Source organism: Sphingomonas sp. P4_G2, assembly GCF_056401155.1.
The window spans coordinates 1,015,275-1,029,529 of record NZ_JBFUJY010000001.1 but is presented as its reverse complement, the minus strand read 5'-3'; the positions used below and the strand labels follow the sequence as shown (position 1 = coordinate 1,029,529).

At 64.6% G+C, this 14,255-nt stretch carries 12 protein-coding genes and 1 tRNA gene; 8 read left to right on the top strand and 5 right to left on the bottom strand.

Features of this window, described 5'->3' with window-relative positions:
* Position 1: 1 nt before the first annotated feature.
* Both AC1DRD_RS04775 and AC1DRD_RS04770 read right to left on the bottom strand, forming a co-directional pair.
* Positions 2-679, bottom strand: coding sequence for a FadR/GntR family transcriptional regulator (locus AC1DRD_RS04775; RefSeq protein ID WP_478028522.1), 678 nt, complete (start codon positions 677-679; stop codon positions 2-4).
* Between the two features lie 18 nt (positions 680-697).
* Positions 698-2,038, bottom strand: coding sequence for a GntP family permease (locus tag AC1DRD_RS04770; RefSeq protein ID WP_478028521.1), 1,341 nt, complete (start codon positions 2,036-2,038; stop codon positions 698-700).
* A 217-nt stretch (positions 2,039-2,255) separates the two neighbouring features.
* Between AC1DRD_RS04770 and AC1DRD_RS04765 the strand changes: the two genes are divergently transcribed.
* The 3 genes from AC1DRD_RS04765 (at position 2,256) to AC1DRD_RS04755 (ending at position 6,733) form a co-directional block, all read left to right on the top strand.
* On the top strand, positions 2,256-2,495 hold the full coding sequence (locus AC1DRD_RS04765) for a helix-turn-helix domain-containing protein (RefSeq protein WP_478028520.1): 240 nt from the start codon (positions 2,256-2,258) through the stop codon (positions 2,493-2,495).
* A 60-nt stretch (positions 2,496-2,555) separates the two neighbouring features.
* Positions 2,556-5,564, top strand: coding sequence for a glycosyl hydrolase family 28-related protein (locus tag AC1DRD_RS04760; protein ID WP_478028518.1), 3,009 nt, complete (start codon positions 2,556-2,558; stop codon positions 5,562-5,564).
* A 62-nt stretch (positions 5,565-5,626) separates the two neighbouring features.
* Positions 5,627-6,733 carry a Gfo/Idh/MocA family protein gene (locus tag AC1DRD_RS04755; protein WP_478028517.1) on the top strand — a complete coding sequence of 369 codons (1,107 nt, stop codon included), beginning with the start codon at positions 5,627-5,629 and terminating at the stop codon, positions 6,731-6,733.
* 598 nt (positions 6,734-7,331) lie between these two features.
* Here AC1DRD_RS04755 and AC1DRD_RS04750 read toward each other — a convergent pair.
* Positions 7,332-7,419: transfer RNA gene (locus tag AC1DRD_RS04750), tRNA-Ser, on the bottom strand.
* Positions 7,420-7,554: 135 nt separating this feature from the next.
* Between AC1DRD_RS04750 and hspQ the strand changes: the two genes are divergently transcribed.
* Positions 7,555-7,935 (top strand): heat shock protein HspQ, encoded by a 381-nt coding sequence (hspQ, locus tag AC1DRD_RS04745; RefSeq protein WP_478028515.1) that lies wholly within the window; start codon positions 7,555-7,557, stop codon positions 7,933-7,935.
* Positions 7,936-8,014: 79 nt separating this feature from the next.
* Here the strand turns inward: hspQ and AC1DRD_RS04740 are convergent, their stop codons facing one another.
* The gene (locus tag AC1DRD_RS04740) at positions 8,015-10,609 is read right to left on the bottom strand and encodes a TonB-dependent receptor plug domain-containing protein (RefSeq protein WP_478040498.1); all 2,595 of its coding nucleotides are present in this window, start codon (positions 10,607-10,609) and stop codon (positions 8,015-8,017) included.
* Positions 10,610-10,885: 276 nt separating this feature from the next.
* On the opposite strand from AC1DRD_RS04740, the gene rplU reads away from it, so the two are divergent.
* The 4 genes from rplU to AC1DRD_RS04720 all read left to right on the top strand — a co-directional run bounded on the left by rplU (position 10,886) and on the right by AC1DRD_RS04720 (position 12,970).
* Positions 10,886-11,266 carry a 50S ribosomal protein L21 gene (rplU, locus tag AC1DRD_RS04735; RefSeq protein ID WP_478028512.1) on the top strand — a complete coding sequence of 127 codons (381 nt, stop codon included), beginning with the start codon at positions 10,886-10,888 and terminating at the stop codon, positions 11,264-11,266.
* A gap of 17 nt (positions 11,267-11,283) precedes the next feature.
* Positions 11,284-11,553: a 50S ribosomal protein L27 gene (rpmA, locus tag AC1DRD_RS04730; RefSeq protein ID WP_066585833.1), complete on the top strand. Its 270-nt coding sequence runs from the start codon at positions 11,284-11,286 to the stop codon at positions 11,551-11,553.
* A 169-nt stretch (positions 11,554-11,722) separates the two neighbouring features.
* Entirely contained in the window at positions 11,723-12,268 is a 546-nt protein-coding gene (locus tag AC1DRD_RS04725) for a GNAT family N-acetyltransferase (protein ID WP_478040497.1), read from the top strand.
* Positions 12,269-12,373: 105 nt separating this feature from the next.
* On the top strand, positions 12,374-12,970 hold the full coding sequence (locus AC1DRD_RS04720; RefSeq protein WP_066809548.1) for a TetR/AcrR family transcriptional regulator: 597 nt from the start codon (positions 12,374-12,376) through the stop codon (positions 12,968-12,970).
* Positions 12,971-13,179: 209 nt separating this feature from the next.
* Here the strand turns inward: AC1DRD_RS04720 and AC1DRD_RS04715 are convergent, their stop codons facing one another.
* Positions 13,180-14,187: a helix-turn-helix domain-containing protein gene (locus tag AC1DRD_RS04715; RefSeq protein ID WP_478040496.1), complete on the bottom strand. Its 1,008-nt coding sequence runs from the start codon at positions 14,185-14,187 to the stop codon at positions 13,180-13,182.
* Positions 14,188-14,255: the final 68 nt, after the last annotated feature.

The window sequence follows — 14,255 nt, the reverse complement described above, 5'->3', positions numbered from 1 at the left end:
TCTAGGGCATTAGCCGCTTTCGTCCCTGCGATAGGTGCCAGCGCATCGCCAGCGCGGCGCCGTCGGCATCATGCACTCGGATTGCCTCCACGATCGCATCGTGCTCGCCCATCATCGCCTCGATCACTTCGGGCGGACGAGCGCGTGAAATTTCGACGCCCGCCTTCAAAATCCGCAACACTTCGTCGTGCAGATGGTCGAACAGCGACAGAAAGGCGCCGTTCGCGGTCGCTTCTGCTATAGCGCGGTGCAGCGCCCAGTCCTCGTCATGGGCCGGTGCGCTCGACAACAAGGCCGCGCGCAACGCCGTCAGCGCCGCCTCGATCGCCTCCATCTGCTCAGACGAACGGCGTTGCGCCGCCAGTCGCGCGGCCTCCGCCTCCAGCACGAACCGGACCTCATAAGTGCCGAGCGTCGCGGCGAGATCATCCATCGCCATATGCGCGCCGAGCCGCTCGGAGGGCCGGCGTTTGACATAGGAGCCCGCGCCGCGCCTCGACTCGGTAATGCCGTCGCTTGAGAGCCGCACCAGCGCCTCGCGCACGACGTTGCGCGACATGCCGAACATCTCCGCCAGCCGTGCCTCCGACGGCAACCGGTCGCCCGACGCCAATGCCTCGTCGGTGATGATGCGCACGATCGACGTATAGGCCCGATCGGCAAGCCTGCTCTCGTTCATGGATGCCCTTTCCACCGGTCAGACGACGTAGCTGAGCGCCACGACGAACGCGAGACCCAGCACCGAGATCGCCGTTTCCAGCATCGACCATGTTCGGAACGTGTCTGGCATCGACGTGCCGACATAGCTCTTGACCAGCCAAAAGCCTGGATCGTTGACGTGGCTGAAGAACACCGATCCGGCGCCGATCGCCAGCACGATCAGTTCGGGCGGAACGCCGGAAGCGGCCGCCACCCCTGGCATCACGCCGACGGCGGTGATCGTCGCCACCGTCGCCGACCCGGCCGCCAGCCGAATGCCGACCGCGATCAGCCAGCCGAGCAATAGCGGCGAGATAGCGTGCGCCAGCACCAGTCGCGCAAGCAAATCGGACAATCCCGCGGATACCAGCACCTGTTTCAACGCGCCGCCCGCGCCGATCGCCAGCAGGATCGCTCCCGCCGCGCCCATCGTCTCGTGCCAGATCGCGTCCTGCACTTGCGTATCGGCCAGCCGCCGCCCGAACAGCAGCGGCAAGGCCAACAGGTTGGTGATCAGCAACGCGAGCACCGGGTTGCTCGCCGCCACCAGCCATCCCGAACCCTTCTGCCCGGGGATCATCTGGCCCAGTTCGCCGGCGGCAATCAGCAGCACGGGCAGCATCACGATGAACAGCGCAGCGTCGCGTCGCGGCGTCGCGACCGCAAGCGGGCGATCGCCGAGTACCGGCGGCGCCAACCGGACGCCACGCGCGGTCACCGATGCCAGGACGGGACCGGCGAGGATCGCGACAGGAATCGCGATCAGGATGCCGTACAGCATCGTTCGTCCCAGATCGGCGTGGAGCGCTTCCACCGCGAGCAGCGGGCCAGGATGCGGCGGCACCAGCGCGTGAACCACGCCGAGCCCGGCAAGAGCTGGCAGGATGAGCCGCAGCCGGGCCGCGTCACGATCGCCCTCCCCCGGCATCGCTTCGGCCGCCGCAACGACGATCGGCAACAGCAACACGAGCCCGGTCTCGAAGAACAAGGGCAGGCCGATGAGCATCGCGACTCCGAGCGTCGCCCAGGGCGCGGCGCGCGGCCCCGTTATCCTCAGCGCCCCATTGGCCAATGATGCGGCCGCGCCGGAAAGGTGGAGCATCGCGCCGAGCGACAGGCCCAGCGCGACGACCAGGCCGGTACCGCCGACGATATCGCCGACCCCTTTCTGCACCGCCTTGGCGATGTCGGCGAGCGGCATGCCGGCAAGCAATCCCACGGCGAAGGCGCCGCACAGCAAGCCGATGAAAGGATGAAGCCGCCCGCGAACGATCATCGCCACCGCCAGCGCGATACCGGCGACCGCAGCCACCAAAAGCCGGATATCGGCGGCGTTCATCGGCTGCGTACCAAAATGGTCGGATCGCCTGTCATGCCCCTCCCCTTACGATCTGCGCGGCTCTGTGGCCCACGTCCAATGCGGACAACCTGTAGAACAGGTTTTTGGTCATCTCAATCAAATTGAGCTTGAAAACGCCGCGTAAATGCTGAAATAGTAAAAATCTGTCCAACTGATTCCGGAAAATACCGGCGCAAACGGGCTTAGGGAGGATCGAATGGCGGACCCCGAATCAGAAACCACGCAGGCGGACGCGATCGCGCGCCTGACACCTACCCAGATCAAAGTGCTACAAGGCGTTCGTTCGGGTCAACTGAACAAGCAGATCGCCTATGATCTTGGTATCGCGGAGGCGACGGTAAAGGCGCACATGACGGCGCTGATGCGCAAGCTGAACGTGCGCAACCGTACCCAGGTGGCGATAGCCACGCAGTCGCTGGCGCTGCGAGCTTATTGATGCGGCGCCGGATCTGCCCCGGCTCATTTCACATCCCACGCAGCTGACGAAAGACCGGCTATGACCAAGAAAGCCTGGCTGGCCTCCGTGGCCTGCTTGTTCATGGCCTCGCCCGCCGCGGCGCAATCCATATCGGTCTATCGGTCGATGCCCGCCGACCCTCGCGCCGTCGTTGCGCACGGAGTCGGCGACGGGCGAGCCGATGACAGCGCCGCGATCCAGCGCGCGATCGATGCCGCGACCGACGGCCGCAGCGGCGGCATCGTTTTCCTGCCGTCGGGCCGCTACCGGATCAGCCGGACGATCTTGATCCGGTCCGGCGTGCGCGTGTTCGGTGTCGGGCCGACCCGGCCGGTGATCGTGCTTGGCGACGGCACACCAGGTTTCGGTTCAGGCATCGCGGCGATGGTCAGCTTCACCGGCGACGACCAGTATCGCGTGGGCAAGGTCGCCGAGCCGCCGCCGACCAGCGTCCCGTTCGATCCGTCGGTCTTCGATGCGACCTCCAGCACTTTCTATTCAGCGCTGTCCAACGTCGATTTCGAGATCGGCGCGCAAAATGCCGGCGCGGTTGCGGTGCGCGCGCGTGTCGCGCAGCACGGTTACCTCCGCCATATCGACTTCCATATCGGCTCCGGATTTGCCGGCCTCTATCAGGCGGGCAATGAAGCGGAGGATTTGCGTTTCTTTGGCGGACGTTATGGAATCGTCACCGAGAAGACGTCCCCTGCCTGGCAATTCACGCTGATCGATTCGAGCTTTGAGGGGCAGCGCGACGCCGCGATCCGAGAGCACGAGGTCGACCTGACATTGGTCAATGTCGCGATCCGCGACACGCCGATCGGGATCGAGATCGACCGCGGCTATTCGGATTCGCTATGGGGCAAGCGGGTCCGGTTCGAGCGCATCCGCGACGCGGCGATCGTCGTCAGCAACGAACGCAGCGTCTTCACGCAGATTGGATTCGACGACGCGATCGCAGACGAAACGCCCGTCTTCGCGCGATTCCGCGACAGCGGCAGGACGGTGAAGGGGCAAGGCGCGCGCTATCGGGTCCGCGATTTCGGCTATGGTCTTTCCCTGCCTTCCCCCGGTGGCGGTGGTGACGGCGATTATGCGACGGTGGCGGATATCGTCCCGCTCGCCCGCATGCCCGCCCGCCCCAGCCCCGCCATTCCCGCGCTGCCGCCGGTGAGCGACTGGACAAATGTCCGTACCTTCGGCGCGACCGGCGACGGCACCACCGACGACACCGCGGCGTTGCAGCGCGCGATCGACGCACGTCGGGTCCTGTATCTGCCGATCGGCCGGTATCGGATCACCGACACGCTCCGGCTCCGTCCCGACACCGTGCTGATCGCGCTGCATCCGGGATTAACCCAATTGTTCCTACCCGATGCCTCGCCCGCTTTCGGCGGCGTCGGCGGGGCGAAGGCGATGGTCGAAAGCGCGCGCGGCGGGCCGGCGATGGTCTCCAGCCTGGGGCTATGGGCGGGCGTCGCCAACCCTCGCGCAACGGCCCTGCTGTGGAAGGCGGGCGAGGCGTCGCTGGTCAATGATCTTAGCGTCCGCTTCAACCCCGGCGCCCTGCCCGCGTCGGGCAACCCCACCGCCTCGCCAACGCCGCGCTTCGACGGTCGGCGTCCGAGCATCTGGGTGACCGATGGCGGCGGCGGCACCTTTGCCGCGATCTGGTCGCCCGATACGATCGCCCAGGCCGGGTTTTACGTTTCCGACACGACGACGCCGGGGCATGTCTACGAATTGTCGGCCGAACATCATTACCGAGCAGAGATCGTGCTCGACCATGTCGAGAACTGGGAATTCCTGGCGCCGCAAACCGAGCAGGAAATAGCCGACGGGGTCAACGCGATCTCCACCGAGATGCGCAATTCGCGCAACATTCTGTTCGCCAATTATCACGGCTATCGCGTGGCGCGGTCGCTCGGGCCGATGGACGCGGCGGTGAAGCTGTACAATTCGGGCGGCATCCGCTTCCGCAACGTCCACATAAACGCGGAAAGCGGCTTTGCCAGTTGCGATGCGAAAGGATGCGGAACCTTCACCAGGGCAAGCAAATATCCGTTCGAAAACGCAATCCGCGACCTGACTCGCGGTACGGAGGTCCGCGAGCGCGAGTTCGCCCGGCTCGACGTCTCGCCCGCTGCCCCATCCGCATCGGCTGTCCCCCAGACTGCGATCCCGGTCACCGCAGGCGTCATCAAGCGCGCCGGCGGGTTCCATTCGATCGCCGGCGCGGCGGTCGACCGGTCGGGAAACCTGTTCTTCATCGACCGTACTTTCCAGCGCATCTACGGCTGGTCGGGCGAAAACGGTCTGTCGCTCGTCGCCGACGCGCCGCTCGATCCGGTCAACCTGGCGGTCGATCGGTCGGGCAAGCTGTTGGTGTTATCCTCCGCCGGACGCGATGGCACGGTGTACAGCATCGATCCGGCAAAGCCCGCGACGGTGCGGGTAATCGAGCCGACCCCTGTCCAGTCGCACGGTGACAGAGCGACATTGTTGCCGGTCAACGTCTGGGCGAACGGCGAATTCGCCGACCGGATCGACCCCGTCACGTACCGCTTCCCGCCGCTGGCCGACTTCTTCGTCGCCAAGATGGGCCAAGCCAAGCCGCTCGAATATGTTTCGTCCGATGGATCGCTGGCCTTGCCGGCGTTCCGCGTATGGAACCAGGGTCCCGACGATCATCGCGGATGGCGCTGGTCCGACTCGCTCGACGCCTATGGCCTGGTCAGCGCCCGACCTGGCGAGCGCGTGTACCTGACCAACGCATCGGAGAACCGTACCTATAGCGGGCTGGTCGGCCCGGGCGGCGCCGTCACCGATCTCCACATCGTTGCCGACCGTGGCGGAGAAAGCGTCGCCCGCGATGCCGCCGGCAACCTCTACGTCGCCAACGGGCAGGTCTATGTCTATGCGAAGGACGGGACGCGGACGCGGCGGATCGATATCCCCGAACGTCCGCTGCAACTGGTGCTTGGCGGCCGCGATCGACGCACGTTGTTCATCCTGACTCACCATTCGCTGTACACGCTGGACCTATGAGCGGGTACCATCATCACCACAGGAAGCCCGGTTGAGGAGGTTTCGGAACGAGGAGGCCGCGAATGGGCTGGGGACGTCGTGAAGTGCTGGGAGCAGCGACGTCGCTCCTCGCGATGTCGAGCTCGGTAGCGCGCGCAGTACCGGCGCGGCCACTGGGCTATGCGATCGTCGGGCTCGGCCGCTATGGTCTCGGCGTCATTATCCCGCAATTCGCCAACTGCGCGCAAAGCCGCCTTGCCGCGGTGGTCAGCGGCGATCCGGCCAAGGCGCAGCGCGTGGCGGCCGAACACGGACTGCCGGCCCGGTCGATCTATTCTTATGCGAGTTTCGACTCGATCCGCGACAATCCCGACGTCGATATCGTCTATGTCTGCCTGCCCAACTCGATGCATGCGGAATATACGGTGCGTGCCGCCAAGGCGGGCAAGCACGTCATGTGCGAGAAGCCGATGGCGGTGTCGGTGGCGGAATGCGAGACCATGATCGCTGCGTGCAAGGCGGCCGGCCGCAAGCTGATGATCGGCTATCGCTGTCATTTCGAAGCCTACAATCTCGAAGCAATGCGGTTGGCGAGGAGCGGCGCCGTGGGTCATACCCGCTACGTTCGCTCCGAGCACGGGTTCGTGCAGCGCAATCCGTCGGAATGGCGGCTGAAGCGCGCGCTGGCGGGAGGCGGCTCGCTGATGGACATGGGCATCTACAGCCTCCAGGCGGCGCGCTACATGATCGGTGAGGAGCCGGTGGCGGTGACCGCGCGCGAGTCGACCGACCGGCGCGATCCGCGCTTCACGCAAGTAGAGGACATCATCGACTGGACGCTCGAGTTTCCGTCAGGTGCAATCGCCAGCTGCCAATCGATGTATAGCGCCAACCAGAACCACATCCTGCTGATGGGGGATCAGGGGCGCATCGAGCTGGAGCCGGCCACACGGTACGACGGCAACCACATGTGGCTCGGCAAGGATGGACGGGAGCGCGAGGTAACGCCGCCGCCCGGCCCGGCGGCAACCCAGTTTGCCGGTCAACTCGACCATCTGGCGCAATGCATCCGCACGGGGCGCGAGCCGATCGTATCAGGCGAGGAAGGCCTGCGCGACATGCGTATCATCGAGGCGATCTATCGATCGGCGCGCGAGGGTCGGACGATCAGGCTGGCCGGTCAGGCATGAATCGTACCCTGCCCATCATGAATCGTCGCTCCGTCCTGACGGCGGCCGGAGCGTTCGCCACGACCGCGGCGTTCGGCACCCAGCCGAAGTCCTCTGTCCGCCGGCTGTCGTCATCTGCGGCGCAATGTCGAACGCCAGCGGCTGCCCTGACCCGGGTTTCCCCAAGCCCAGCGGTATTCGTCAGGCAATGTTGCGCTGGTCCGGGGACCATGGCTGGGAAGGATTGCGCTTGGGCGCCGCACTCGAGGTGAAGGGAGTATCGCACGCCGTCCGTTGGGCATGTCGGCAGGCACTGAACCTGGACGGGTCACTGACCCTGCGACAAATCTCCGATCGTTCTAATCTCGGAATCGGATGACCTCGGATCAATCTGGTCGCGCGGTTGGGCGGCGCGAACCTTGGCATCGGTCAGCAATGTCGGTCTCCCGAAAAGTACCACGTTTTTCGACCGCGCATACCACGTTTGAGTCCCCGAATTTCGCCGGATGGGCGCGAACGGGTACGGACGGCCGTGGCCGAGCTGATCGACTAAGCGTCGGTTTTCAGGAGAAAAAAGTCGATCCCAGTGGACCAGCGGGGACCCCTGTGGAGGGCCCCGTGGCGGAGAGGGTGGGATTCGAACCCACGGTACCTTGCGGCACAACGGTTTTCGAGACCGTCCCAATCGACCACTCTGGCACCTCTCCGCACTGGGAGTTCCGCACCTTTATGCACTGCCTGGACGGTGCGGGTGCTGGTCGAAGGCGGCGCCTCTAACGCACGCGGTCCGCGCGCGCAAGCGGTCCGCTTGTGCAGCGCCGAAGAAACTCTACATTATGATTATGACTCGTTCCGAACCCCATGACGTGCTTTCGCAATCCGGCGTGCCGATGCCTGCGGTGGCGACCGCGCGGTTCACGATCGGCGATGTCGTGCGCCACCGGATGTTCGACTTTCGCGGGGTGATTTTCGATATCGACCCGGTCTTCGCCAACACCGACGAATGGTATGAATCGATCCCCGAGGAACTGCGCCCGTCCAAGGAGCAGCCGTTCTATCACCTGCTCGCCGAGAACGGGGAATCGAGCTACGTGGCTTATGTCAGCCAGCAGAACCTGCTGCACGACGATAGCGAGGAACCGGTCGATCATCCGGCGATCGACGGGCTGTTCACCGGCTTTGCCGATGGCCGTTACAATCTCCGCCGCGAGCATCGACACTAGAGATTGGCCGACGTGCCACGCTGGAAATGAAAAAGGGGGCCTTTCGGCCCCCTTCCCTTTTGCGATGTCTTCGCGCCGATCAGAAATTGAACGCCACGCGGCCATAAAGGAAACGTCCGTTGAAGCCGAACGGCGACAGTGACGAATAGGGCAGGAAATAGCTGTTGGGCGAGAACGCTCCGCCAAGCGGCAATCGATCGGGGTAAACGTCGAACACGTTGTCGGCGCCCACCGCCAGCGTGATCTCCTTGATCGGATGAACGCGCAGTTCGACGTCGGTGACCCATTTCGGCGTCATCTTGAAGTCGCCCGCGACCGTGCCGAGCGGAGCGGACAGCGCGCCACCGGCCGCGCTCCATACCGTTCCATAGCGGTTGGTGCGCACCGTCGCCCCGACGAGGCCCAGATCCCAGTCGACCGACAGGTTGAGCTTGGTCCGCGGCTGACCGTCCGTCAGGCGGAACGATTCCTGGCGCCCGAACAGAACCAGACCCGGGAGCGACGGCAAGACTGCCCGCTTGATGATCTTGGTTTCGTTGTAATTGTATCCAGCCGTGAGCACGAATTTGCCCGCACCGAAATCGGGCACGCGATACGTCGCGACGATATCGAGACCCTGGGTCCGCGTGTCGACGCCATTGACGAAGAAGCGTGCCGAGGTGACGTTCGTGATGCCAGCCGCAGTCAACAAGTTGACGACGGCCGCGCCGGTCAGGTTCTCGGTCAGCACCACGCGGTCCTTGATGCGGATATTGTAATAATCCGCGGTCAGACTGAACCCGCTGAACGGCGTGAGCGCCACGCCGCCTGCCAGGTTGAGGGCCTTTTCAGGCTTGAGCTGCTTGCCGCCGAGCGCGGTCGCGACGGGGCTGGTAGCCGGGAAAGTGCCGACCTCGATCAGCTGGGAAACGCCCCCTACAACGGTATTGTTGGTCGAGGTTGTGGCGAAATATTGCTGCGCCAGGCTCGGCGCGCGGAAGCCGGTCGAGACCGACCCGCGGATTGCGATACCCTTGATCGGCTCGAACCGGGCAGCAAGCTTGCCGTTCACCGTATCGCCGAAGTCGCTGAAATGTTCGTAACGGCCGGCCGCCTGGAGCGTGAACGCCTTGGAGATATCGGCGTCGATTTCGCCATAGCCGGCCACGCTGTCGCGCGAAACGTCGATCGCGTTATTCGGACGGAAACCGGGGAACACTTGCGCGCCCCCGCCGGCGCCGTTGGCCGAATAAGGGCCGTTGATATAGCTGTCGACCTCGCCCGCGCGGATCTTGAAGTTCTCGTTGCGATATTCCGCGCCGAAGGCGATGCCCAAGCTCGACAGCCAACTGACGTCGAACTTCCGGTTGACGTCGAGGTTTGCCGTGGTCTGACCGAACGCGATCCCACCCGCGTCGAACCGGCGTGGCGATGCAATACCTCCCAACGACGTGTTGAAGCTGTTGATCGTCTGGTAATCGAGCTGGTTCGACCCATAGACGACCGATAGGTCGGTGTTCCACGAGCCGAGGTTGCCCTTGACGCCGACCGCGCCAGACACATCCTCGATCTGGCTCTGAATCTTGGGCAGGAAGCCGTCGGGATAATAAGGGACGAACACAGTGGTCGACGCAGCATAGTCGCGGTTTCTGGGGTCGTCGGAGCGGCGATAAAAGCCGGCGCCGATGCCGTCGCGAATGCCGTAGCTTCCGAAGGTATAGAGCTCGAAATTCGGCCCGAGGTCGATTCCCGCGTTGACGAATAGATTATAGTCGGTCGCCTTGCCGTCGCCATAACCGTGCGTGAAGCGATCGATGGTCAGCTCGCGCGGATCCCCCACCGCGAAATATTGCCGCCGCGGGTCGGGACCGGATCGATTGGTCGGATCGCGATCGCGGAACTGTGCGGAGAAGGTGAGATAGCCGCCGTCGCCGACCGGTAGGCCGACCCGGGTAGCAAGTGTCAGCGTATCGCCGTCGTGCCGTGTGCGCTCGTTGCCGTCGTTGAGCTTGAGGATGTCGCCCTGAGCGTTCGACCCGGGCACGGCGACGGTCGGCACGCCGCCCGTCGTCGCAACCCCGGCGACGTCGTAAACCCCGTCCATCGTCGTGTCGTACTGGCCATAGGTCACCGAGCCGCTGACCCCGACCTTCTTCGACAGCTGGATGTTGATCACGCCGGCGATCGCGTCCGATCCGTATTGCGACGAAGCACCGTCGCGCAGCACCTCAATCCGGTCAATCGCGATCGGCGGAATCTCGTTGAGGTCGACTGCGCTCGACCCACGGCCCACCGATCCATTCAGGTTGAGTAAGGCGGCGGTGTGGCGGCGCTTGCCGTTGATAAGGACCAGCGTCTGGTCGGGCGCAAGACCCCGCAGCGTCGCCGGACGAAGCGAATCGGTGCCGTCGGTCAGCGACGGTTGCGGGAAGTTGAACGAGGGGACGAGTTGATTGAGCACCTTGTTCGTTTCGGTCTGGCCTGACGCGGCAAGCTGGTCGCCACCGATCACGTCGATCGGCACCGGCGATTCGGCGATGGTCCGGCCAGGGATGCGCGATCCCGTCACGACAATGTCCCGCGCGGGCGCAGCATCGGCGCCCGCATCGGCTGGAGCCTCCTGCGCAAAGGCAGGCATGGCCAACGCGAGTGCGGAGACAGTGATCATGGATTTGATGACGATTGCGCGATTCATCGCTGATTCCCCATTTTTGTTATGCTTACCCTGGCGGCGACGGCCCCTTCTCCGACGCTTCCTATGGCGACCTTATTCCGTCACGCCGATGTCACAACAAAGTTATGTTGCACGCGCAGAATACGCATTATTGGTGTGGCACATGGGCAACACGCTATCCGAACGTTTCCGCTATCCGGCGCAGGTTGACAGGGCGCGGCCCTTCGCTTAGTCGGCCGGTCTTTCCCGTGCTGGATGCGTCCGGCGCGGCCTACTTATTTGGAAGTGATGAGGACCATGTTCGCAGTCGTGCGCACGGGCGGCAAGCAATATCGCGTCGCCGCCGGAGACAAGATCGTCGTCGAGAAGATCGACGGAGAAGCCGGTAGCTCGGTCACGCTGGGCGACGTCCTGCTCGCCGGCGAAGGCTCGGAGCTGCAGTCGACCGACGGCCTGACCGTCGCCGCCGAGATCATCGCGCAGGCGAAGGGCGAGAAGGTTATCGTCTTCAAGAAGCGTCGTCGTCACAACTATCGTCGTCGCAACGGCCATCGCCAGAACCACACGATCCTGAAGATCGTGTCGATCGGCGCCGCCGAGAAGAAGGCTGCGCCCAAGAAGGCCGCCGCCAAGAAGACCGAAGAAGCCGGCGCTGAAGCCCCGGCTGCCGAAGCTTAAGATCGGGAAGAGTAGAGATGGCACATAAGAAAGCAGGCGGTTCGTCGCGCAACGGTCGCGATTCGGCTGGCCGTCGCCTCGGTGTAAAGAAGTTCGGCGGACAGGAAGTCGTCGCCGGCAACATCATCGTGCGTCAGCGCGGGACCAAATTCTATGCCGGCCGCAACGTCGGCATGGGCAAGGACCATACCCTTTTTGCGCTTACCGACGGTCGCGTGACCTTCCACGAGGGCAAGCTCGGCCGAAAGTTCTGCTCGGTAGACATTATGGCGCAAGCCGCAGAATAACGGGCAACCGCACGGGTTGCCCACCAGGGCGACCCGGGTCTCGGGCTAACCAGAGACCGAACAAGGGAGACGGGTCGCCCCGGCTCCCTTTTTTCATGCTCCCTCCACTTCCGGGTCGCGGAAACGTCACATCGACGTGCGAGCGGCCCGGCACGATACGGAGAGTGAGATGTTCGCGCGGACCAAGAGACTGACATTACGTCCCGGCTGGCCCGAGGACGCCGCCGCGATCGCTCGGGCGATCGGGCATGAGGAAGTCGTGACCAAGCTGTCGCGGGTGCCCTGGCCCTATACCGAGGCCAATGCCGCCGAATGGCTGGCGACGCCACGGGCGAAGGACAATGTGTCGTTGTCGATCCTCGCGCACGAGGAGGCGACGCCGCGGCTGGTCGGCGGGATCGGCATCCACCCCGCCGAGGATCTCGGTGGCTACGAAATAGGCTATTGGCTGACGCCCGACGCCTGGGGCCGCGGCTATGCGACCGAGGCGGGCAAGGCGGTTCTGGGCATCGCGCAATTCGCGTTGGGCCTGAAGAGCCTGCGCTCGCGCTATTTCGTCGACAATCCCGCCTCGGGCAACGTGCTGACCAAGCTGGGTTTCCGGCCGACCGGCCGCACCGCCACCTATTGCCTTGCACGCGGCCGAGAGGTCGAAAGCGTGACGCTCGCGCTCGACTTCGATGCTGACGAACCCGCATGCCGAATGGCCGCATAATACCTCCTCCCCCGTGACGGGGGAGGAGTCTCGGCCTCGCCTCCCGTGCGACGGGCAGGTACCCGACAGATTGATTTCACACCCCAAAGCGCCGACAGGTCGTCCATGTCCGTAAGTCCCCTCCCCGTCCGCCGTCGCCTGAGTCCCGAGGAATCGCGCGATGCCGCGCTCGATGCGGCACGCAGCCTGTTGGTGGAATTCGGCCCGCAGGCGGTGACGCTGAAGGCGGTGGCCGCTCGCATCGGACGGACACACGCCAATCTGCTCCACCATTTCGGCTCGGCCGCGGGGCTGCAAAAGGCACTGATCGAACGGATGGCGGAGTTCATCTCGACCACCATCCGCGAAACCGTGATTCGCCAGCGCGCCGAAGACCAGAACCCGCGCGAGGTCGTCGATCTGGCGTTCGATGCGTTCGACACGGGTGGCGCCGGTGCGCTAGCGAGTTGGATGATCCTGTCGGGCAACGAGGATGCGCTCGACCCGATCCTCAACGCGATCCACGATCTGGTCGACGAACTGACCGAGGGCCATTCAAAGCAGGATCGTCCGATCGAGGACGAAACGCTGCAGCTCGTCATCATGGCGCTGGGCGACGCCTTGTTCGGCGCGCCGCTCGCCCGTGCGCTCGGCCTGCCGCGCGACCGCGCACGCCAGCTCGCTTATCAGGCGCTGCGCGACGGCAATTCGCCCGATCGCTGACGATCCACCCGATTTGGGACAAGGCCAATAGTGCGCGGGACGCTGGTCGGCTTCAAGCCGGCCCGCGCTGCCCTAGATCGCGCTCATGCCTTTCAGCCCCGATACCAATGCCTTGATCTGCCGGATTATCGGCCACCGCCGCTCGCAACGAGTCTGGCACGAGGGCAACGGCTACCGCGCGCAATGCAAACGTTGCGGCACCGGCATGGTCAGGCCGCGCGGGGCGTCTCACTGGACTGCGTCGCGGTCCGAGAGCGACTAAAGGCGCGATAATCGGACGGCGTCATGCCAAACCGTTCGCGAAACAGCCGGCCAAGATACGCGGCATCGCAAAACCCCCATCGCTCGGCGACGTCCGCGATACGGTCGCGCTCGCTGGAGTCGCCGAGCGCCGCTGCGACACTCTCCAGCCGGCGCCGCGTCACATAGGCATGCACGCCGCCCTCGTCCTCGAACAGACGATAAAGCGCGGAACGCGACATGCCCAATGCGCGGCACAAGGTCGCAACCGTCAGCGTCGCCGAGCCCAGCCGCGCCTCTATCTCCGCCCGTGCACGCGTCATGGCGGCGCCTGCCACTGCTTCAGGTGTCGCACGGCCGCCGCGTTCCTGGGCCACCGCGACCGCGAGCAAATCCATGACGGTCCCCGCCAGACGCGCGCCCTGTTCGACCGGCAGGCGATCGGCGTGACGCCAGATCTGCTGTAAATGCTCGCGTAGCAATACCGCGGTGGAGGGCGGGATTGCCAGGCCATGGAGCGAGCGAACGCTCGGCAGATATCGTTCGGCCAGCGCGCGCGGGACGTGAAAATAGGCGGTGGAGCTCGCCTCCGAGACGTGGTGCTGCGGCTGTGCCATATCGGTGAGCAACGTCGATTCGCCGAGTGCATCGAGCGCGGCGCCGTTCATGTCCCCCTGCGCCCTGCCGCGAAACCGCACGTTGACGACCAGATCGTCGACGCCGTCGGCAACGGCCATTGCCCGGGTCCGCTCGAACGACTGCCCCGAGATTGTCGAGAAATGGATCTTGAGCGGCCCCAGCATCACCAGATCGGTGGCGACGTCGAACGGCTCGTGCGGACGTGTTTCGTACAACCGCCCCACGGTCGATGGCGAACGACTGCACCACGCTTCGTGCCGATCGCGCTCGGGCAAATCGCCCGTTGCGAACCGTCCGCCGAAAAGCGACGCGCCGACATGAGACACATCAACGACCATCTTGATACCCCCGCGTCTCCGTTATGTGCGCCACAGCAAGAAAGGCAATTGCCTTGGATCAAGCGGCG